Below are 23,312 nucleotides of genomic sequence, written 5' to 3'. Positions count from 1 at the left end.
AAAGACATGAAAAATTATTCAGCAATATTACTCTTTGCAGGGGTGTTAACAGCGTTTGCATCTTGCAAAAAATCATATCTCGACGAAAAGCCATATTCGTCATATACCCCCCTTACTGTTACCGATTCGTTGGGTATGGAGGCATCAGCAATAGGTTTATACAATCTTGAAACCGGTATCCTAACCTATTCAAGCCGGCAGGGCTGGCCAAGTGTTTGGCAGGTAGGTACCGATGTGGCGAATGCTACAATACAGCAAGAAGGTATTGAGGTGCCTTACTACAATTATAGTGTATTAACATCACAGGATGCTGCCGCCAATTATATCTGGGGCAAATACTACGCCCTTATCAATAACGCTAATATTATAATTGATAATGCCGAAAACCCATCAAATACATTATTAGGGCCAGTAGGTAAAAAGCAGGTTGAGGCCGAGGCTAAGTTTTTCAGGGCTTATGCCTACAATAACCTGGTTACGTTATTTGGGCGGGTTCCGCTTACCGATCATGCTTTAACTGTTCCAAAAACGAATTTTACCCGCGCATCGCTTGATGATTTAAATGCGCTTATTTTAAGCGACCTTAACTATGCAAGTACTAACCTGTCTGATCTGACTGCAGGTACCTCTAAAACCAACTCCCAGGGTAAGCCTGTGGGCAGGGCCAATAAATATATGGCCATGCAGTTATTGGCCGAAGCTTACCTGCGTATGGGTAAAAACGACCTTGCCGAGCAACAGGCCCAGGCTGTTATTAACAGCGGCAAATTTAGCCTGATCAAAGCCCGCTATGGTGTAAGGGCAGCCGGTGCAGGCGATTACTATTCAGACATGTTTGTGTATGGTAACGAGCGCCGCGCGCAGGGAAATACAGAAGCTATCTGGGTACTTGAGCAGGAAAACCCATCGGTAGTAGTTGGCGGCAACGTAGATAACGCCCAGCAACGCCGGGTGTGGGGTGCGGCTTATTATGCTATCCCGGGCATGTTACCGTGCGACTCGCTGGGCGGTCGTGGTATTGCCAGGTTGAGATTGAGCAACTGGGTGCTTTACGGCCTGTATCCGCAGGGTGATCTTCGTAATTCAGAAAACAGTATTAAAAGACAGTACTATTATAATGATCCGGCCTTCCCTGCATTACTGGGTAAAAAAGTGCCTTTTGCAGGCGCAGATACCGCTTTCAGGATTTGTCCAAGTACAACTAAATGGGGGGCTTTTGATCCCAACGATACATTTGGTTACGCTATGATCAAGGATTTTATTATGATGCGCCTTGGTGAAACCTATCTGCTCCTTGCCGAAGCACAGTTTAAACAGGGTAAAACTGCTGAGGCAGCAGCTTCCATTAATGTTTTAAGAACAAGGGCCAATGCACCACAGGTAACAGCTGCACAAATAACGCTTGATTTTGTGCTTGATGAGCGCGCCAGGGAACTGGTAGGCGAGGAAAACCGTCGGCAAACGCTGATGCGTACAGGCACGCTGGTTGACAGGGCTACAAGGTTAAACAGTAATGATGCCGTTCACCCCACAACGGGTATCTCGGCAAAAAATCTGTTACTGCCTATCCCGCTATCTGAAATACAGTTGAACAAGGATGCAGTGTTAGAGCAAAATCCAGGTTATTAATTAAAACACAAATAAAAAGTAAGGGCAATATTTATTGCCCTTACTTTTACTTTTTATGAAGCTATACCGTTTAAAATATCAACTTTTATTATGTATTGTGCTTTGCAGCGCCGTGCGGGCAGCAGCACAATCTGGTAAAGTAACCGCCAGTACTATAGGTGCGGGTTGGGCAAATAACTCGGTTAATACGGTTGTATTCCGGAAAAATTCGCTTGTTACTTTTAAGGGCGAACAATATGCCGCTTTTTATAATAACTACCAGGTATTGGTATTAGCGAAAAGAAAAAGCGGGGCGGTTAAATGGGATACTGTTACTACACAATACAAAGCTGATGCCGCCGACGCCCATAAGGATATCAGCATAATGGTTGATGGTGCCGGGTATTTGCACGTTGCCTGGGGGCATCATAACCAGGCATTGAATTATGCTAAAAGCATTAAGCCTGGTAGTCTTATTTTGTCGGAGCCAAAAAGCATGACCGGGATTCATGAAAACAAGGTAAGTTACCCTGAGTTTTATCGTTTACCTGGCGGCGATCTGCTATTTGTATATCGCGATGGTGGCTCGGGGAACGGTAACCTGGTAATGAACAGATATAGTATTGCCTCTCAAAAATGGATTAATATCCAACAAAATCTTATAGATGGGGAGGGTAAACGCAATGCTTACTGGCAAATGTGTATTGATCAAAAAGGAACTATCCATATTTCGTGGGTATGGCGCGAAACGCCGGATGTGGCAAGTAATCACGATATGTGTTATGCCCGCTCAAACGATGGCGGTTTAACCTGGGAAAAATCTACAGGCGAAAAATATATGCTTCCAATTAATGCAGCTAATGCTGAGTATGCTTGTAAAATACCGCAGAACAGCGAACTGATCAATCAAACATCCATGTTTGCCAATGATAAAGGTAATCCGTTTATCGCAACTTATTGGCGCGACAGCAGTACGGCAGTACCGCAATATCATATTGTATTTAAAACCGGGAATAATTGGCAGTCAGTTGATCTTGGTTTCAGAAAAACGGCATTCAGTCTTGGCGGAACCGGTACTAAACGTATCCCGATATCACGCCCGCAAATTATAGCCTGGAGTAAGGATGGCAAACAATCAGCTGCAATTATTTTCAGAGACGCAGAACGAGGCGATAAAGTTTCAGTAGCTGTAAATAGCAATTTGCAGCATGGAAGCTGGCATGTTAGTGATTTAAGTTCTGAATCAGTAGGAGAGTGGGAACCGACTTATGACACCGAGTTATGGAAAGATAAAAAGGTGCTGAGCCTATTTGTACAAAAAGTAACCCAGGTTGATGGTGAAGGGAAAGCCAGTATTCCGCCTACTGATGTACAGGTGTTGGAGTGGACACCCTTAATAATTAATTACTGAGTAAAGGAAATCACTTTTAAAACACGGGGCACCTGACGGAGCCAATATATTGGATTAAAATGGCTATAAACACGATACTCCTACGGAGTTTAAAGCAATTGATAAGACACTCCGGAGGAGTATCGTGTTTATAGGAAACAAAAATGGAAGCTTTGAGGCTCCGTTAGGTGCCTCGTGTCTATTATTGATTTTAAAAGAGATTTTCCTGATTACTAAGTTATACCTCATTAAAACGTAACAGATAAACAAATAGCCAGGATGAAAAAGCTCATATTTTACTTTATATTAATAAGTACGCCATTTTGCGCATCGGCCCAAAGCAAAAAAAATACTGCGCAAGTGCCCGACAGAAAATTGTGGTTAACCTACATGGATAAGGTAGCCCGCCCGGTTATCAGCAACCTCGCAGCCGATCAGCTTAAGGAAAAAATGCCCATGGAGTTATCTGACAGGGCCGACAATAAGGAAAGTCGGGCCAAGGTGGGGTATCTGGAAGCTTTTGGCCGCACATTAAGCGGCATAGCGCCATGGCTGCAATTGGAGGGCGGTGATCCTGTTGAAGTAAAACTTCGTGAGCAATACAGGGCTTGGTCTTTAAAGGCTATCGCTAATGCAGTTAATCCGCAGGCCAAAGATTACCTGCAATGGAACGGGGGGCAGCCATTGGTTGATGCATCGTTTGTGGCTTTTGCATTGGTAAGAAGCCCCTGGTTATGGGAGCATCTTGATGAAACTACCAAAAAACAAGTGGTTGAAGTAATGAAGACAACTCGCGCAACTGTTCCGGTTTACTCCAACTGGATCCTGTTTTCGGGAATGATTGAAGCGTTTTTTTGCAAATATGATCTGGGTTATGACCCGGTAAGAGTTGAATACGGCATCCGCGAATTTACCGAACACTGGTATGTTGGCGATGGCATGTATTCGGATGGGATGAGCTTTCATCTTGACTATTACAATAGTATCGTGATCCACCCTAACCTAAGCACCATATTGGAGGAGGTTAATGCTAAAAAGAAAACTTATGCACGTGAAGAACAGCGGGAGCTTGCCGTTGGCCAGCGTTACGCCGAAGTGCTCGAGCGTCTCATTAATGCCGATGGAAGCTATCCGGTTATTGGCCGCTCAATAGTTTATCGTGGCGGTGCTTTTCATCACCTGGCCAATATCGCCTACAAAAAACAATTGCCTGCAAGCCTGAAACCTGCGCAGGTAAGGTGTGCGTTAACAGCCATGATCAAAAAAACGCTTGGTGCACCGCAAACTTTTACTGCGGATGGCTGGCTTAATATGGGGTTATATGGCAAGCAACCGGGGCTGGCCGATTTTTATATTACAACAGGCAGTCTTTATTTCTGTGCCAATGTCTTTGTACCATTAGGCTTACCCGAAACAGATCCGTTTTGGTCAGACGCTGCCGAACCATGGACGGCCGTAAAAATCTGGAACGGACAAGATGCGCCGGCCGATCATGCACTTGATATCAGGAAATAACATAAACATCTTTATATGAAATACTATCGATTTTTATTGCCGGCATTTTTGCTTTTCAGCATCATTGGCAAGGCACAAACTAAATTAACCAGTTTTACCCCCGGTGCTATCTGGCCCGATGATAAAGGGGTACATATCAACGCCCATGGGGGTGGCATCCTTTATAATAACGGAGTTTATTACTGGTTTGGTGAACACAAAATTGCCGGCGATGCGGGTAACAGGGCAATGGTGGGGGTTCATTGTTATTCGTCAAAAGACCTGTATAACTGGAAGGATGAAGGGATTTCCCTGAGTGTTTCGCCCGATACGGCAAACGACATTGCAAAAGGTTGCATTTTGGAGCGGCCAAAGGTTATTTATAATAAAAAGACAAAAAAGTATGTAATGTGGTTTCACCTTGAGCTATTGGGCAAAGGCTACAGCGCGGCCCGCGCCGGGGTTGCTGTAAGCGACAAGGTAACGGGCCCGTATAAATTCATTAAAAGCTATCGCCCAAATCCGGGGCAGATGCCGTTTTATCCGGCACTCACTCCCGAAGGCGATAAAGTAAACTGTGCTGCGCCTGCTAATAAAAGCGATGGCTTTTTTTGCCGCGATTTACCGGGAGGCCAAATGGCCCGCGATATGACCGTGTTTGTTGACGATGACGGCAAGGCTTACCATGTTTTTTCATCCGAAGAAAACTTCACGCTTGACCTCGCTGAGCTAACGCCCGACTATACAGGTCATACAGGAAAATTTATCCGCATATATATAGGCCATCAAACCGAGGCACCCGCTTTATTTAAACGCAATGGAATTTATTACATGATCGGTTCGGGTTGTACAGGCTGGGCGCCTAATGCTGCCCGTTGGTTTAGTGCCAAATCAATCTGGGGGCCGTGGACCTACCACGGTAATCCTTGCCAGGGACCGGATAGCAAGATAACTTATGGCGGTCAAAGTACGCACGTGCTGCCGGTAGCCGGTAAAAAGGATGCTTTTATATTTATAGCTGATAAATGGACGCCCAAAGATGCTATCGATGGTCGTTATCTGTGGCTTCCTATCAATTTTAAAGGTGATGATATTGAAATAAACTGGGTAGACAAATGGAACCTGGATGTATTTAAAAAATAAGCTCATCAAAACTATTACAACAGCAAAAACGCGGAAGCGATAGGAAGACCATGAAAAAAAATATTATATCTTTTTTAACATTATTTGTGGCTATGGGTGTCACGGCCTTTTGCCAAGCGCCCAAACATACTTTTGCACTGGGCGATGAAGCTTTCCTGCTTGATGGGAAACCTTTCCAGATGATCTCGGGCGAGATGCATTATCCGCGGGTGCCGCGCGAAGCCTGGCGGGCGCGAATGAAAATGGCTAAGGCCATGGGTTTAAATACCATAGGCACTTATGTGTTCTGGAACCTGCACGAACCCCAAAAAGGCAAGTTTGATTTTACCGGGAATAACGATGTGGCCGAATTTGTGCGTATAGCACAGCAGGAGGGCCTTTGGGTAATCCTTCGCCCAAGCCCGTATGTGTGTGCCGAATGGGAGTTTGGCGGATACCCTTACTGGCTGCAAAACGAAAAAGGGCTGGAGGTACGCAGTAAAGAAGCGCAATATCTTAAAGAGTACCAAACCTACATCAAAGAGGTGGGCAGGCAATTAGCCCCGTTGCAGATCAATCATGGCGGCAATATCCTGATGGTGCAGATCGAGAACGAATACGGCTCATATGGCAGTGATAAGGAGTATTTGGGCATTAATCAGAAACTATTTAAAGAAGCCGGTTTTGACGGATTACTGTATACCTGCGACCCTGCCCCTGATTTGGTAAACGGTCATTTGCCCGGATTGCTGCCTGCTGTTAATGGCATTGATGATCCTGCAAAAGTGAAAAAGATCATCAATGAAAATCATGATGGGAAAGGCCCTTATTATATAGCCGAGTGGTACCCGGCCTGGTTTGACTGGTGGGGCACAGCTCATCACACCGTTCCGGCCGGACGCTATACCAAAAGGCTTGATTCTGTATTAGCCGCCGGAATCTCTATTAATATGTATATGTTTCACGGCGGTACAACCCGTGCATTCATGAATGGTGCTAACTTTAAAGATACCTCACCTTATGAGCCGCAAACAAGCAGCTATGATTATGATGCGCCTTTAGATGAGGCCGGGAATGCTACACCAAAGTTTATGCAGTTCAGACAGGTGATCCAAAAGCATTTACCTGCCGGTGTACAATTGCCTGATGTACCGGCGGCCAAACCGGCTATTACCATACCTGCTTTTAAACTAACGCAATCGGTAAGCTTATTAAATACTTTACCTGAGGCTAAGGAAAATATCACCCCGCTCACTTTTGAAGATCTGCACCAGGATTACGGTTTCGTGTTGTACCGCACCGTTTTAAACGGAAGCAAAAGCGGACAGCTAAAGCTTAAAGAACTGAGGGACTACGCAGTGATCATGATCAATGGTAAAAAAGCGGGAACGATTGACCGCAGGCTTAACCAGGATAGTTTGTACTTGAAATTGCCTGCCGGAAAAGTAACGCTTGATATTTTGGTTGAAAACCTTGGCCGCATCAATTTTGGCAAATATCTTTTGCAGAATAAAAAAGGGATCACCGAAAAGGTGCTTTTAAACGGGACAGAATTACAACACTGGAAAATGTATTCATTGCCGTTTCATGATTTAAACGCAGTTAAATTCTCTGCAGCAAAGCCAAATGGGGAGTCGCCAGTGATCAGGAAAGGTGGTTTTAACCTGGATAAAGTAGGAGATACCTATCTTGATATGAGCAATTGGGGAAAAGGTGTGGTATGGGTAAACGGGCATAACCTGGGCAGATACTGGGGAATTGGTCCGCAGCAAACCTTATACTTGCCGGTTGAATGGTTAAAGAAAGGCTATAATGATGTTGAGGTACTTGAACTGTTAAAACCTGAACAAGACCAGTTATCAGGATTGGATAAACCTATATTAGATGTAGTAAACGTTAAATAAGCTTAAAGCTTTTTATGTATATTGGGTAAATAATCTACTAAGAGGCTGTTTAAAAACGATTGTTTTTAAATGTAGAGACGCATCACATGCGTCTCCCGCGTGCAATTTCCGACGGGATTAGAAGCCTTTTGAATCGGCTTGTCCGCCGGGAGACGCATGTGATGCGTCTCTACAAAAAACTTTCGATTGGTTTTTAAACAGCTTCTGATAACTTTGAACTTTTTGCCTTGAGCTCTTTGATAACAGACTTTAAATATCATTTATAATGGCAAGAGTAGCATTTAAGATGAAGCTTTATGAAGGCAAGACAGCCGAATACAAGGCCCGGCATGATGCCATCTGGCCCGAATTGAGCAGTTTGCTTAAGGATGTTGGGATCAGTAATTATTCTATTTTCTTAGATGAGGATACGAACTGGCTTTTTGGTGTAATGGAGGTTGAAGATCAGGAAGCCCTTGATCATTTGCCAGACGCTCCAATTATGAAAAAATGGTGGGCATACATGGCTGATATTATGGATACTAATGCCGATCAATCGCCGGTGAGCATGCCCTTAAAAGAGGTGTTTTTTTTGCCATAGATATGGCAATGGCGCTTCTTAGAGGCTGTTTAAAATGATAAAATCGTTTACAGGTAGATCGAATTTCATTGCTGTTGACTTTAATGTTGTGCAACAGTCACCAAAACCAACGGCAATGAAGCTTTTGCAAATTTAAACAGCTTCTGAAATTGCTGTTACAAAGAGCATACTCAAGTAAGCATCTTTATAACAGCAATTTTTGTTTTCTACAGTAATAGCATCTGCCGGCTTTTACCTTGCTGAATGTGCCATATTTTAATTAAAAAATTTATTTTTACAGATATAGTTCACCTCAGTAAGTATGGTTGAGATATTTCAGAATATCCGTAAAATATACAGGTTCAGCGCACCTTGCGAAGAATTAGCTAACTATATCGAATTTTACTCGCAGTCGGTTTTAGATCCAGCGATCCAGCAGATAAAGAATGAATTTTCGACGGTGAAGATGTTCCCCAGCTGGACACCTACTTTTTATATCAACCTTGGTTCGCCTTATTATATTGATTTGAAGAATACGAGGTATCATATACGGGAGCAGCAAGATGTTTTGATATTGAGAAATGAGGATGTTACCCGGCACAAACTACCTGCCGATAATATATTCACGGTTAAATTCAATCCGGGTGGTTTAGAAGCCATTTTAGGTTTAAATCAAGTCCCGGTTATTGATAAGATCATTGACCTTAATGAGATTTTGCCCTGGGAACTGCTTCAAAAAGTAAAGCAGCCCGTTAGTTTTGAGGAGCGTGTGATCATTGTTGAATCATTTCTGTTAGATAAACTCATTAAACAGACAAGCCAGGATCACTATGTTAAAATTGTAAACGACAGCATTGGCGAATATCAGGCTACCGGCATGCAATTAAACACATCAAAAGTTGCTGAGAGGCTGTTCATTACTTCTAAAACCATCAATCGTTATTTCAACAGGGTGATTGGCACTCCGCCTAAAAATTATTTTTCAATTATGCGGGGCAGAAATGCGTTAACGGCATTTGTAAATGACAGGGAAAACTTTGTTCCTATCGATTATGGATATTATGATTTGAGCCATTTTCATAAAGATGTTATGAACCTTACAGGCCAAAGGATAACGAAGCATCAATTTTAATTTGTCCGTTTTTTACTTTTAGCGGGTAAAGCCAATCCTTTTCTTTGTAGGCTAAATAACGGTTATGAAAAAGCTCCTTGTCATCTTACTTTGTGTCACTATTTTTATTCAAAAACTATACAGCCAGAAATATAAACCGGTATTAGAACCTTACCCGGGGCTGGTTAAGGCAGACCCAAGGCTTATTTTAAAAACAGGTTACCTCGTTGTACCGGAAAATAGAAATAAACCGGCAGGCCGCAAAGTGAAGGTCCCGTTTTTATTTGTACGCCGGCCGGATCAGGACCCGCGCAAAAATATCACGCTTTACACTACCGGCGGACCGGGCTATAGCACCACGCTTAATATCGATAGCATAAGCTATAACTCTGGCTGGCTGGCCTATGGCGGTTTTATTGCTTTTGATCAACGCGGAACAAAGCGGGCGCAGCCATGCCTTGATTGTATGGAAGTAGCAGAAGCTATTAAACGCAGCTACAGGGAGGGAAAAAATAAAGATAGTCTGGTGTCACAAGCCGTTACACAATGCCGAAACCGGTTTACAAAACAGGGTGTCGACTTATCAGCCTATAATACCATCGAAAGCGCTGAAGATATAAATGACTTAAGGTTAGCCTTAAATATTGATTCGCTTAACCTGGTTGGTATATCCTATAGTGGTGGTTTGATGCTCACTGTGGTGCGAAACCATCCGGAAAGCGTTCGCGCGTTGCTTTTGAATTCACCCCTCCCCGGTTACGTTAATTTTGAGGAACACGCTTTGTTTAATATCAATGAAGCGCTTGAGCAGGTTTTTCATAACTGCGAAGCGGATTCCTCGGCCACGAAATATAAAGATCTCAGAGCGAGGTTCCATCAATACTTCAGCGCTATCACCGGGAAGAAGTTTAACATAGCTTACCAGGAAAAAGGAAGTGATAAAACTGCCAACCTCATTTATACAAAAAATGAGTTGCTTGACGCCATAGTGGATAGGATGAACTCGCGGCAGGTGAGCACTGTGCCGGGTGTTATGATCGATTTAATTGAAGGCCGCCAGGACAAGTACGTAAAGGAAGTGTTTGATGGCTATTTTAATGGCGATTCAAATGTTTCTCTTGGCATGAGGTATTCTGTTTATTGCTCAGAACAGATAGCCTATTCCGATCCTGCTTTAGAAGCGCAGCAGCACCCGGTGCTTCCATGGCTGGCCGGATATCCGTTTAATAACGTAAACCATGTTATATGCAGTTGCTGGCAGGTAAAGGCTGAACCCGTAGTTGCAAAACAACCGGTTTACTCAACAGTGCCTGCGATGATCTCGGCGGGCGACGTAGACCCTGATTGCAGGCCGTTTTATAACAAGTTAATCAAGAGATATATGCCCAATAGTCAATTGCTGATCATCCATAACAGGGGACATGCACCGGGTTTTAGTGTAGACGGGACTGATTATGTGAAACTTTTTTTTGAAAATCCGTATAGGAAACTCACATCTCAATCAAAAAATCTGATCATAGAATAGGCGAAAACTTTTCGATTGGTTTTACGATGAATAAAGGTTTTCTGGTTTCTTAACATTAGCCTAATATAGCAACCTTACATTTGAGCCAAAACAACTCTTTGGCATGTATCCTGCACTTACTGATGAAGCGTTGATGGGGCTTTTGCAACAAAGCGATCCCGTTGCCCTTGAAACACTTTTTAACCGTTATTACAAAACTTTATGCCAGCTGTGCACAGTGTACACTAAAGATTATACCGTTGCCGAAGAGATCACTGCAAACCTTTTCATTAAATTGTGGGATAACCGCGATACTGCCATTCTTAACGTAAAGAGTTACCTGTTTGTCGCTGCCAAAAACCTTTCCTTAAATCACATCCAAAAAAAGAAAGATCCGGTACATTCTATCGAAGATATCGACCTGAAAGGATATGTATTGAAAGACAGGGATACACCCTTCAAAATCCTTTCGGGCCGCGAATCGTACAATAAAATACTGAGCCTTATCGATAGCCTGCCCACCAGTCAAAGGCAGGTGCTGCTCATGAGCCGCATTGATAACCTTGATAAAAATGAAATAGCCAAGGTGTTGGGGATTTCGGTGCGCACGGTTGAAACCACACTTTATCAGTCTATCAAAAAACTTCGTCAGTTGCTAAAAGGGCAGCACAATTTCACCTCTGAGGGTTAATGATTTCTTAATGTAAACTTAACTCATTTCGCTACGTATCGGCTACGTAAAATCGGTCTTTAAGTTTAGAGACAGATTTAATGGAAGATAATAGCTACCGCTTAATAGTTGAATATTTTGAGAAAACCATCAGTGATGATGGCTTAACGCAATTACAGGAGTGGATTGAGGAAAGCCCTGAAAACCTTGCCCAGTTCAGTGAAACCATCCAGATCCTGGAGGCATCCAAAGCTTACTTTAAACAGCCTGAACATGTTGAAAATAGCTGGGCTAAGATCAACGCGCATATAACCCAACCTCAAATATCTGCAAAGAAACACGCTCCTAAATTAAACTGGATAGCCTACGCTGCGGCCTGCCTGCTTATCTGTACCTCGGGTTGGTTTGGATACAGGTATTTTAAACAGTCATCAACTTTGGTTTATGAGGAGATCAGCAATGCCGATGGTAAGCATTCCAAAATAATGCTCCCCGATAGTTCGGTAGTTTATCTCGGCGGTGGCAGTAAACTCAAATACGTTAAAAACTTCGGCGGCGAAAAACGTGATGTTGTGCTTGATGGCGAAGCTTTTTTTGACGTAGTGCATAAAGCCAAACCATTTGTAGTAAAAAGCGGCGATATCACCACCGTAGTGCTGGGTACCTCATTTAACATCAAAGCCTACCTGGCCGAACATAAGGTGGCAGTAACCGTGCAAAGCGGTAAGGTTGGCGTAATGGCCAATGTGCACGGACAGCCTCAAATGGTTAAATACCTGGTAAAGAACGAAGAGATCAGCATCAATACCCAAAACGGCATCTATACATTCAATAATACCGATGCATCAGCAGTTAGCTCATGGATCAATAATGAATTTGTTTTCTACAATACAACATACAGTGAAATAGCCGCTTCGCTTGAGCATCATTACGGCGTTAAGATCAGGTTTACAGAACCAGACCTTGGCAATGTGAGGCTTACGGCAAAATTAAGGGGGATGACATTGACTGATGCCATGGAAACCCTTAGTGCGCTATCAGGATTGGGCTACACGCAAAAAGGCGATCAGCTATTTATTTCAAACAATAATCAAAAAGGAGGAAGCATCATGAAATAGTATTTACCCGGCTATTGGTAAAAGCCTGGACGTTGCTGGTAACAACCCCAGGCTTCAAGTTTTGACAATTTAAACTCACGGTTAGACAAGTATAAATTAAAGTAAATATATGAAAAAGTTATGGTTATTAACCATGCTGTTCTTTTTACAATTGCCTTTTGGCGGCATAAACGCTAAGGCTCAAACAGTAATAAACAAAAGGATCACGTTTGGTACCGAAGGTACTACACTAAAGGACGCCTTTCAGCAAATTGAAAAATTAGGCGACATATCAATCAGCTATAACAATAGCCTGCTTGATGATAAACGCAAAGTAAACATAGCAAAAGCAGAGCGCTCCTTAGGTGAAACGCTTGACTTGCTTTTAAAAGGAACTACCTGCACCTACAAAGCAGCAGGCGAACGAAATATACTCATCATTGCAAAAACGCAGGATAGGGGAAGCATTAAAGGCAAAGTGGTTGACGAAAAATCAGAGCCGCTTCCCCGTGCTACTGTGAAAATTCCGGGAGCAGGTGCAACCACTATAAGTGGCATTGATGGCTCATACACATTAAGTGTGGTACCCGGTAATTACACAGTTGAAGCAAGCTTTATATCCTACGAAACTAAGCGGATCCAGAATGTAAGCGTTAGCTCAAATGCAAATACCGTTTTAAACATTACGCTTAGTCCTGCCGATAATAAATTAAATGAGGTTGTGGTAACAGCGCTTGGTATCAAAAGGGAAGATAAAAGTTTGGGTTATTCGGCACCGGTTATTAAAGGTGATCAATTAACTAACGCCCTTTCGGGTAACTGGACCGATGCATTATCGGGCAAGGTAGCGGGTTTGAACCTGATCCGTTCAAACAGTGGCCCGGCCGGATCAAACAAAATTATCCTCCGTGGTGAAAATAACCTTACCGGCGATAATGAAGCTTTAATAGTTGTTGATGGTGTGGTAATTAACCAGGGTAGCGGCAGGCGTACAAGCAATGCCGGCGAATCTGCCTACGGTACCAGCAGCGATAACATGCCTGCCGATTATGGCAGCAACCTGAATGATATCAATCCGGAAGATATTGAGACGGTAACCGTGTTGAAAGGCCCGGGTGCAGCAGCACTTTACGGGCAGCGCGGTGCCAACGGTGCCATTATCATTACCACCAAATCGGGTAAAAAGCATAGTGGCTTAGGCATTACATTTAACTCAAACGCCAGTCTTGAAAGCGTGAACCGCTGGCCCGATCTGCAGTATGAATACGGGCAGGGTACGGCTGGCTCACGTTATTACTCATTTGGAGCAGGGCCTGATGGCGCAAGCACCAGCGCAACAAGCTCGGCCCACGGGCCAAAGTTTGACGGTCAGCTTTTTTACCAGCTTGATCCGGTTACCCAAAAGCAAAGCACCGTGCGTACACCATGGGTGCCATACAAAAACCAGATCCGCGATTTTTTTGATGTAGGCCAAACGTTTACCAACTCGGTAAGTGTTGACGGCGGCAGCGACAAAACAACTGCGCGTTTTTCGGCAACTAATGTTACCAATCACTGGATAACACCTAACACAGGTTATACCCGTAACAGTATAGCTTTATCGGTTAACTCCAAAATCAATGATAAGTTAACCATCAACGCAAAAGTAAATTACAATAATAAGAATAGTGATAACCTGCCCGGCGCAGGTTATGGTAACCAGTCGCTGATGTACTGGTTTATTTTCTGGCAGCCCAACGCCGATTTAAACTGGTTAAAAAATTACTGGAAAAACGGACAGGAGGGTAAGGCCATTTTTTATCCTTTCAGCTCGTTTCCGGAAAACCCTTATGCGGTATCGTACGAGTTTATCAACAGGTCAAACCGTAACTCGGTTACCGGCAACGTTGAAGCGCTTTACAGTGTTACAAAGGAGTTTAGCATACAGGTCCGTGCTACTTTAGATATGGGTTATGAGCAACGTGCGCAGCAGCGCCCTTATGACGCTGGTACCAAATACCCTAAAGGCTCATACCGTACGCAAAATATTTATTCAGAAGAACAAGGTGCCGATTTCCTGTTGAGATACAACAAGAAAATAACACATGATGTTAACATCTCGGCCACTGCTGGCGGTAGTATGCTGCGCAATAATTATAATCGGGATGAGGTACGTGCCGACTCGCTGGTATATCCTGGTGTGTATTCAATGGCCAACAATGCCGGTCCGCTGGTTACGCTGCCATATAAATCAAAATATGCTATCAATAGCTTTTATGGCTTGTTATCAACATCGTTTAAAGATTATCTGTATGTTGATTTAACAGCCCGTCAGGACTGGATCAGCACACTGGCTACCGCAAACCGTACCGATCAGGTTGGTTTCTTTTATCCATCGGCAAGCATGAGCTTCTTGCCCTCTGAAGCGTTTAAGCTGCCTAAATTTATTGACTATGTAAAAGTAAGGGCATCGCTTGCAGGTGTGGGCAGTGGTACAACAAACCCTTACCAAACCTCATTTAACTATGTATCGGCAGGCAGCACCTACGCAGGAGGTTTGCAAAACCCGCGTACGCTGTCAAATCCAGATTTGAAACCTTTACGCACTACAACGCTTGAGGTAGGTGCCGAAACGAGGATGTTCAATAACCGGTTTGGTTTCGATATAGCTTTATACACAGGCAATACAAAAAACCAGATCCTGAGCCGTACTGTCGATCAGTCATCCGGCTACAATCAGGCTGTGATTAACGTAGGTAAAGTAAACAATAAAGGCATTGAAATTTCATTGAATGGTACGCCCATCCGCAAGGCCAATGTTTTTAGCTGGAATGTTACTGCAACATTTAGCGCCAATAAAAATACCATAGAGCAACTTGCAGATAGCGCGGTTGTGTTGCGCAACGGCCCAACCGGCGGCGGTCAGATCGTGGCACGCGTGGGTGGCAGCATGGGTGATATGTATGGCCGCGGTTACTTGCGCTCACCTGATGGGCAGATCGTATATGATGCGGCTACGGGTTTTGCCAAACTATCAGATGACCTGGTTTACTTAGGCAACACCATACCTAAATGGAAGGCAAGTATGGGGCACGATTTCAGGTATAAACAATTTAACCTACACCTGTTGTTTGATGCACAGGTTGGCGGTGTATCGTACTCGCTTTCAAACTATAAACTGGCCGAGCAGGGTAAAACAACGCTTACTTTACCGGGAAGGTACAATGGTATCATTGGCAAAGGTGTTATTCAAAACCCGGATGGCAGCTACAAGCCAAACGATGTTATTGCTACTGATATTGACGGTTATTACCGCTCGCATTACGGTATTGACAATGCCGAAGGCAATACGTTTTCAACCAACTTTCTGAAATTCCGTGAAGCAAGGTTCGATTATTCATTGAGCCCCCGCCTGGTTAAACGCCTTGGCTTGCAGCGCGCCACGGTAGGTGTATATGGCCGCGACCTTTACATCTGGACCAAGTGGCCAATCTTCGATCCTGAATTTGGTACCCTTTCGGGCACCGATATAGTGCAGGGGTTTGAGGTAGCGCAGTTTCCATCAACACGCACATTTGGTTTTAACATAGTTATTGGCATTTAATAATTAACAATATGAAAAAGAACGGATATATACTTATATCAATGATGATGTTGTTCGTTAGCATAATGTCATCATGTAAAAAAGATTTTATTGGGCTTAATACCGATCCAAACGGTACGCCTAATGCATTGCCGCAGCAATTGCTGGCCCCTGCGCTTGTAAATACCTTGGGCACCAATATGCTTCGCGCCCGTAATTTTAATAACGAGCTGATGCAGGTTACGGTAGATGCAGGCGACTCGGAGGGCAGGGTGTTCAGATATGATATAAAACGTACCTGGGCCGATGTTACCTGGAACGGCTGGTATACCCAGTTAACCAACTTTAAGGATATTTACACCATCGCCAGCAAAGAGGTTACCTATAACAAAACATATATGGGTATTTCGCTGATATGCCAGGCATGGTTGTATTCCCTGCTTACCGATACTTATGGCGATGTGCCTTACTTTGACTCCAATAAAGGCAAAGACGGAAACTTCACGCCTAAGTTTGATAAGCAAAAAGATATTTACCTGGATATTTTCAAGAACCTGGAAGCGGCAGATACCTTGTTAAATGCCTCTCCAAACGTAGTGGCCGGCAGCGACCCTGTATTTAACGGCAATGCTTTAAAATGGCGCAAGTTTGGTAACTCGCTTTATTTAAGGTTGTTATTAAGGGTGTCGGGAAAGGCCGATGTTTCGGCTGATGTAATAGCTAAGATCAAACAGATAGTTGACACTAATCCCGATGCTTATCCTATTATGGGTAGTAACGATGATTCGGCGGTGTTACGCTGGACGGGCTCCGGCTCCTTAACATCACCGTTTATAGGGGGCGTACGTGAGCAGGACTGGCGGCAACCCGGCGTTTGCGAGTTTTTTGTTAACAATCTGGCTAAATGGGCCGACCCGAGGCTTACTAACAACCGCTGGTCAATTTCAAGCTACCAGGGTGGTATCCAGGGCATCCCGAGCGGTTATGCACCTGGAGAAAACATCGGTATCAAATCCTATTTTCTGTCAACCACATCGACTACAACTTTAATGAATGACCCGCTGATGGGTAATATCATGAACTACTCGGAACTGCAGTTTATCCTTGCGGAAGCTGCTGCCAAAGGCTGGATAGCAGGCGATGCTGCAACTTATTATAAAAATGGTGTGCAAGCAGGTATCACTTTCTGGATCCCAACTTATACTGATTCGATTGATGCTTATTTGGCAGCTGCCGATATCAACTGGGATAATGCCGGCCCGCTTGATGAAAAGATGGAGATGATCCATGTGCAAAAATACTACTCGATGTTTTATACCGATTTTGAGCAGTGGTTTGAGTATCGCCGTACCGGTCACCCTGTATTGCCAAAAGGTAATGGCTTAAGAAATAACGGTATTATGCCTGCCAGGCTGCAGTATCCGGTTTATGTGCAATCGGCCAATCCTGATAGCTATAAGGCCGCAGTTGCAGCACAGGGGGCTGATGAGATCAACACACAGGTATGGTGGCAAAAACAATAATAAACCGGTTTTAAACTAAGATATCCATAAAATGAAAAAGATATATTTATTACTGGTGCTTGCCACGGCTGCTGTCAGTATTAATTCATGTAAAAAGAATAACTATGCCGAAGGGACATTAAGCCCCATCATAGCTGTTGTTGACCTTCGCGGAATTTACAAAGGCACAGATGTAGCGCTGAACAGTAACAATATGGGCGGGGCTAAGGAAATTGTAGGTGTAGTAATTTCAAACGCGGCGGCAGGCAATTGCCCGGCTGGGGTACTTGTTGTTCAAAACAACCGTCGCAGCGCAGTAAGGGGTATTGCTCTTGAAATAGGCAACGCAGCAGCAAATTATGTTCCCGGCGATTCGGTAGTGGTGCAGGTGGATGGTGCTACACTCACCAAAGTGAACGGCAGCCTGCGTGTTAAAGGTTTAACAGAGGCATCGGTAAGTAAAGTTGCCGATAACAGGCCTATCAAAGTACAGTCGGTCCCATCGGCCACATTACTGGCTTCGCCCGATGTTTACGAAGGTACATTGGTTACCATAGCCAAAGCTGTTGCCGATCCGGAACCACAGCAGGGAGAAACTTACGCAGGTGATAAAACCATCAATGACGGCTTTGGCAAAATAACCATGCATACGGAAGCCAATGCAGCTTTTGCAACTACCGAATTGCCATTCAGTGCCAATTTTACCGGCATTCCGTTCGCTGTAACATCGGGTACCGATACCAAAATGCAGCTTTGGCCTCGTACTATCGATGATGTGTTTACCCTTGCGGCAACCAAGCCGTCGCCAATTATTATAACCGGTTATCTTACAAACCCTTCGGGCGGTGATGGTGATTATGAATATATCCAGTTTAAAGCAACTAAGGATATTGACTTTTCGGTAACCAATTATGCTGTAGTAACCTGTAATAACGCGGGTACTAACCCGGCTCCAGCAAACGGCTGGGCGCAGGGACTGGCAAAAACCTATAAATTTAACTTAACATCGGGTTCGGTAAAAAAAGGCGAGTTCTTTTATGTGGGCGGTAATAAAAATATCTGGGGCAAGGGTTCTACCGATATCAGTTCATCAAACTGGATCAACAGCACCATGTACGCAGAAGTTCCGGGTGCCGATTTTGGTAACGTAACTGCAAATCTGCTGGCTAACAGCGGTAACGTTGCAGGTATTGCGGTTTTTGCCGGTACTACTGTTAATGCTTCAACTGTTCCGCTTGATGTGATCATGTATGGTGGTAGTGGCACTGTTTACTCGCCCGGCCCTCCTGAAATTGGTTATCGCATTACCAATACCGATTATTATAGCACTATTAACCCGGTAACCCGTTTAGAGCAGGGTTTTTATGGCGGCGGCTCAAATACCTCAAAGCTCCCGCTGCCAACTGACGGCTTATTCAGCCAGTTGGGTGGTGTTTATGATGCCCTTACCGGAAGGTGGATAACCGGCCGAACAGTGACCAGTGTTCCGCTTACGCTTACATCTCCGATAACTGCGATAGAAACAGCTACCGGTTTTACAACAATTCAAAATTAGAAAGCGTCGGGTTGCGCGATTCCCCTCTTGAGAGGGGGAGGGGTGTGTTTCTGCTTTGATAGGCATATCGCAAAACACACCCCTTCCATCACGCATTTCTTTCGCGCCCCCTCTCAAGAGGGGAATTTAAAATTTCCCATCCACATTTACCAAAGCTCAACAGATGTTGAGCTTTGAAAACATAACCCAATGAACAGAAGATCATTTTTACAAGGTGTAGGCCTTATAACCGGCGGCGCATTCATCTCGCTCCGTGCAAATGGGCTTACCCAACTACTAACAGCCGATACCGTAAAAGGCCGTGTTACAGCGGGCAAAAAAGGGATTAAAGATGTTGTGATATCCGATGGTTTTTCGGTAGTGCTTACCGATGACAAGGGCAACTACGAGCTAAAACCTAATGAAAAGGCTAAGAGTATTTTCATGAGCACCCCATCGGGCTACGAGTTTAAAACAGACTATAATGTTGCTAAACACTATGAAAACATAGGCGGCGGCTCACATTTTGATTTCAAGCTGGAGCCGTTAAAAGTTGATGACAACAATCATCACTTTATCATCTGGGCCGATCCGCAGGTGAAAAATAAAAAGGACGTTAAACAAATGATGGATACCTCGGTCCCTGATACTATTAATACCATAAAATCATTGGGGAAGAATGCGTTGGTACACGGCATTTGCGTAGGTGACATCGTTTGGGACAATCACGAGCTTTTTCCGGATTATAATGAGGCGGTTGCTCAAATGGGCATTCCGTTTTTCCAGGCGATAGGCAACCATGATATGGATTATCGCCAAGGTGGTGACGAAACATCGGATGTTACTTTTAAACAAATTTATGGGCCAACGTATTATTCATTTAATCGTGGTAAAGCGCATTACGTGGTATTGGACAACGTTCGTTACCTCGGTGTTGAACGTGAATACGATGGCTATATCACCGAAGATCAGTTAAACTGGCTGGCAAAGGATCTGAAATATGTTAAAAAAGATCAATTGCTTGTTATCAACCTGCATATCCCCGTATATAGCCAGGTAAAAAACAACCAGGATTTTTATAAAGTGCTGGAGGGATTCAGTAATGTACACATCATGTCGGGCCATACGCATTATCATGATAACAATATTACCAACGGTGTCTTTGAGCACAACCACGGCACCGTGTGCGGCGGTTGGTGGACGGGCCCAATCTGTGTTGACGGTACCCCGCGCGGTTACGGCGTGTACTCCGTTAACGGTACCGAACTAAAATGGTATTATAAATCTACCGGCTTACCGGCCGAAAATCAGATCAGCGTTTATGCCGAGAAATTAACTGACCAAATGCGCCTGATTGCCAATGTTTGGAATTATGATCCGCAATGGAAGGTAGTGTATTATTTAGATGACAAACCAATGGGAGCTTTATCAAAAGAGAAGGGATATGATCCCTTATCGGTAAGTTTGTATAAAGGCGATCAGTTACCGGCGGGCCGTCATTTTGTAGAGCCCCATGAAACCGGTCACCTGTTTGTAGCCCATTTTGAACCATCTGTAAAGAAAGTAAGAGTTGAAGCTACAGATCGTTTCGGAAATAAATATTCAAGCGAATTAGATGCAAAATAAATTAAACATTGTTGCCGGAATAAGCCTTATCTTGTTATCAGGCTTTACGGTTGTTAAAAACATGGAATTCAAAAATGCAGATTTTCCTTCATTCAGTGCCGAAGCACACCGCGGCGGCAGGGGGTTGAGGCCTGAAAATACCATTCCGGCTATGAAAAATGCCATCGACCTTGGCGTTGTTACAACATTGGAGATGGATACCCACATTACCGCCGACGGGCAGGTGGTATTATCGCACGATGAGTACATCAATCCGTTGTTCTCGCTCACGCCTGATGGTAAGGAGATCAGCAAGGAAGAAGCGAAAAACCTGATCCTCTACAAAATGACATATGAGGACTTGAAGAAATATGATGTAGGCTCAAAACCATACAGCAAATTTCCGCGTCAGCAAAAGATCAAAACCTATATGCCGCTATTGTCCGAATTGATTGATTCGGTACAGAATTACATCAAGGTAAATCACAAAAAGCCGGTATTCTATAACATCGAAACCAAATGCTCGCCCGACGGGGATGGTATTTATAATCCGGCTCCGGACGAGTTTGTGGAGAAACTGATGGCTGTCCTGATAAAAAAGAAGATCCTGCCCTATGTAGTGATCCAATCGTTTGATAGACGTACGCTACAGATCATCCACAAAAAATACCCCGATGTGCGTACCTCTTATCTTATAGAAAACAAAAAAACATTTGAAGATAATATGGCCGATTTGGGTTTTATCCCCTTTATCTACAGTCCTGACTATAAACTGGTTAACGCCGACCTGGTAAAGAAATGCCACGATGCAAAGATCAAAGTATTGCCATGGACAGTAAATACCAAAGCCGAGATTGAGCAGCTGAAAAGTTTAGGTGTTGATGGTGTAATTACGGATTACCCGGATTTGTTTTAGTGGCCGATATACATAAAAATATGTCATTGCGAGCGCAGCGCGGCAATCGCACGGAAGCAAATCCGCCCTGTATTGTATGCGATTGCCACGTCGCACCTGTGCTCATTCCCGTTTCGCTCCTCGCAATGACATGTTTTTATTGTTGTGCCGAGCCTTCCCCACGCCAAATAAGCTGAATGTAATGTCAATTTACGATAATCTAAACATTAAATTTAAATGTGATATTGCCGTTGTTAAAACGTTTTATCAATTTAACCAACAACCCAATCATGTTTAAATTAAAAGCTATATGCTTTATAGCCCTTTGTGCGGCTTCACTCTCACTAAAAGCACAAAATGCCCAGCAGCCTGTAAAACCGCTTGCCCAGCTTCAGCAGGAATTTGTGGATCTGCGCTTTGGTATGTTCATCCACTTTAACATCCCAACCTACATGGATCAGGACTGGGCAGATCCTGATGCCTTGCCAACCATTTTCAATCCCAAAAAACTGAATTGCGACCAGTGGGCAAAGGCGGCAAAATCGGCTAATATGACCTATGGCTGTATCACCACCAAACACCACAGCGGTTTTTGTATCTGGGATACCAAAACCACCGATTATAATGTGATGAACAGTCCGCTGAAAAAGGACGTTGTTAAAGAATATGCCGATGCTTTCCGGGCTAATGGCTTAAAGGTTTTCCTGTATTATTCTATATTGGATACCCACCACAGGTTAAGGCCAAACATGATCACGCCTAAACATATTGATATGGTTAAAGCGCAGATCACCGAGCTGATGACCAAATACGGTGAGATCTCGGCCCTGATCATTGACGGTTGGGATGCACCATGGTCAAGGATCTCATATGATGATGTACCCTTTGAAGAGATCTACACATTGGTAAAATCATTACAGCCAAACTGTTTGGTGATGGACCTTAACGGTGCCAAATATCCCGCCGAAGGTATGTACTATACAGATATCAAAACTTACGAAATGGGTGCAGGCCAGCGTGTATCAACCAAAGATAACCGTATGCCGGCCATTGCCTGTTTACCACTGCAGGCTAACTGGTTTTGGGAAACAAGCCACCCCACAACCCCGGTTAAAGAACCTGCTAAACTGGTTAACGACATCCTGAAACCATTGAATAATGTTGACTGTAACTTTATCCTGAATGTAGCGCCAAATCGTGATGGTTTATTTGATGATAACGCCCTTGCCGCGCTTAAAGAGATCGGCAAGCTTTGGAAAAACGAAGGCCCTGTTGCTAAACTTTCTAAACTGGATGCGCCGGTCATTTCATCAAACATTGCTAAAAATCAACCTGCAAGTGCCAGCTGGAGCGATGATTCGGCCATTATGGATTTTGCCAATGATGACGATTTTCATAGTTCATGGGTATCAAACCCAACGGTTAAAAACCCATGGTACGAGATCGACTTTAAGAAAGATCAGGCATTGAATACCATTGTTATTGCCGAAGAAAAACCGAATATTTCACATTACCGCCTGGAGTATTACCTTAACGGAAGCTGGAAACCATTGTTTGATGGTGAAAATGCCAATAAAATCAAAGTACACCGTTTCGACAGGGTATGGGCCGGTAAAGTTCGTATCTCGATAGATAAAGCTGATCATCAGGCATCGATAGCCGAGTTTCAGGTTTATAACGAAAGAAGATAATACACTATAACTGACTACTTACTAAGGAAGGCCCGCCCGAAAGGCGGGTTTTTTATTTTCTATT

16 protein-coding genes are annotated in these 23,312 nt (G+C 43.9%); all 16 read left to right on the top strand.

The window, feature by feature from the left end; genetic code table 11:
* Positions 1–6: 6 nt before the first annotated feature.
* Entirely contained in the window at positions 7–1,629 is a 1,623-nt protein-coding gene (locus MTO98_RS22525) for a RagB/SusD family nutrient uptake outer membrane protein (protein WP_243481232.1), read from the top strand.
* 55 nt (positions 1,630–1,684) lie between these two features.
* Positions 1,685–3,019, top strand: a complete 1,335-nt coding sequence (locus tag MTO98_RS22520) for a BNR repeat-containing protein (protein ID WP_243481231.1) — start codon at positions 1,685–1,687, stop codon at positions 3,017–3,019.
* A 258-nt stretch (positions 3,020–3,277) separates the two neighbouring features.
* Entirely contained in the window at positions 3,278–4,513 is a 1,236-nt protein-coding gene (locus MTO98_RS22515) for a DUF2264 domain-containing protein (protein ID WP_243481230.1), read from the top strand.
* A 15-nt stretch (positions 4,514–4,528) separates the two neighbouring features.
* Positions 4,529–5,635 (top strand): glycoside hydrolase family 43 protein, encoded by a 1,107-nt coding sequence (locus MTO98_RS22510; RefSeq protein ID WP_243481229.1) that lies wholly within the window; start codon positions 4,529–4,531, stop codon positions 5,633–5,635.
* Positions 5,636–5,685: 50 nt separating this feature from the next.
* The gene (locus MTO98_RS22505; protein WP_243481228.1) at positions 5,686–7,518 is read left to right on the top strand and encodes a beta-galactosidase family protein; all 1,833 of its coding nucleotides are present in this window, start codon (positions 5,686–5,688) and stop codon (positions 7,516–7,518) included.
* A gap of 265 nt (positions 7,519–7,783) precedes the next feature.
* Entirely contained in the window at positions 7,784–8,098 is a 315-nt protein-coding gene (gene rhaM, locus MTO98_RS22500; RefSeq protein WP_243481227.1) for an L-rhamnose mutarotase, read from the top strand.
* 301 nt (positions 8,099–8,399) lie between these two features.
* Positions 8,400–9,209: an AraC family transcriptional regulator gene (locus MTO98_RS22495; RefSeq protein WP_243481226.1), complete on the top strand. Its 810-nt coding sequence runs from the start codon at positions 8,400–8,402 to the stop codon at positions 9,207–9,209.
* 64 nt (positions 9,210–9,273) lie between these two features.
* Positions 9,274–10,713: an alpha/beta fold hydrolase gene (locus tag MTO98_RS22490; RefSeq protein ID WP_243481225.1), complete on the top strand. Its 1,440-nt coding sequence runs from the start codon at positions 9,274–9,276 to the stop codon at positions 10,711–10,713.
* A gap of 103 nt (positions 10,714–10,816) precedes the next feature.
* A complete protein-coding gene (locus MTO98_RS22485; RefSeq protein ID WP_243481224.1) occupies positions 10,817–11,383 on the top strand; it encodes an RNA polymerase sigma factor in 567 nt (188 codons plus the stop codon).
* Positions 11,384–11,463: 80 nt separating this feature from the next.
* Positions 11,464–12,480 carry a FecR family protein gene (locus MTO98_RS22480; protein ID WP_243481223.1) on the top strand — a complete coding sequence of 339 codons (1,017 nt, stop codon included), beginning with the start codon at positions 11,464–11,466 and terminating at the stop codon, positions 12,478–12,480.
* 109 nt (positions 12,481–12,589) lie between these two features.
* Positions 12,590–16,042 (top strand): SusC/RagA family TonB-linked outer membrane protein, encoded by a 3,453-nt coding sequence (locus tag MTO98_RS22475; RefSeq protein ID WP_243481222.1) that lies wholly within the window; start codon positions 12,590–12,592, stop codon positions 16,040–16,042.
* An 11-nt stretch (positions 16,043–16,053) separates the two neighbouring features.
* Positions 16,054–17,544, top strand: a complete 1,491-nt coding sequence (locus tag MTO98_RS22470) for a SusD/RagB family nutrient-binding outer membrane lipoprotein (RefSeq protein ID WP_243481221.1) — start codon at positions 16,054–16,056, stop codon at positions 17,542–17,544.
* Positions 17,545–17,575: 31 nt separating this feature from the next.
* Positions 17,576–19,078: a DUF5689 domain-containing protein gene (locus MTO98_RS22465; RefSeq protein WP_243481220.1), complete on the top strand. Its 1,503-nt coding sequence runs from the start codon at positions 17,576–17,578 to the stop codon at positions 19,076–19,078.
* 189 nt (positions 19,079–19,267) lie between these two features.
* Complete coding sequence (locus MTO98_RS22460) at positions 19,268–20,683, top strand: calcineurin-like phosphoesterase family protein (RefSeq protein WP_243481219.1); 1,416 nt, start codon at positions 19,268–19,270, stop codon at positions 20,681–20,683.
* Positions 20,684–20,744: 61 nt separating this feature from the next.
* Positions 20,745–21,578, top strand: coding sequence for a glycerophosphodiester phosphodiesterase (locus MTO98_RS22455; RefSeq protein WP_243481218.1), 834 nt, complete (start codon positions 20,745–20,747; stop codon positions 21,576–21,578).
* Between the two features lie 269 nt (positions 21,579–21,847).
* Complete coding sequence (locus MTO98_RS22450; RefSeq protein ID WP_243481217.1) at positions 21,848–23,248, top strand: alpha-L-fucosidase; 1,401 nt, start codon at positions 21,848–21,850, stop codon at positions 23,246–23,248.
* Positions 23,249–23,312 lie beyond the last annotated feature (64 nt).

The sequence above is a fragment of the Mucilaginibacter sp. SMC90 genome (genome assembly GCF_022811725.1).
In the GTDB taxonomy this organism is placed as follows: domain Bacteria; phylum Bacteroidota; class Bacteroidia; order Sphingobacteriales; family Sphingobacteriaceae; genus Mucilaginibacter.
Note: the sequence above shows the minus strand (reverse complement) of the source record. Positions and strands in the feature narration are given on the sequence as shown.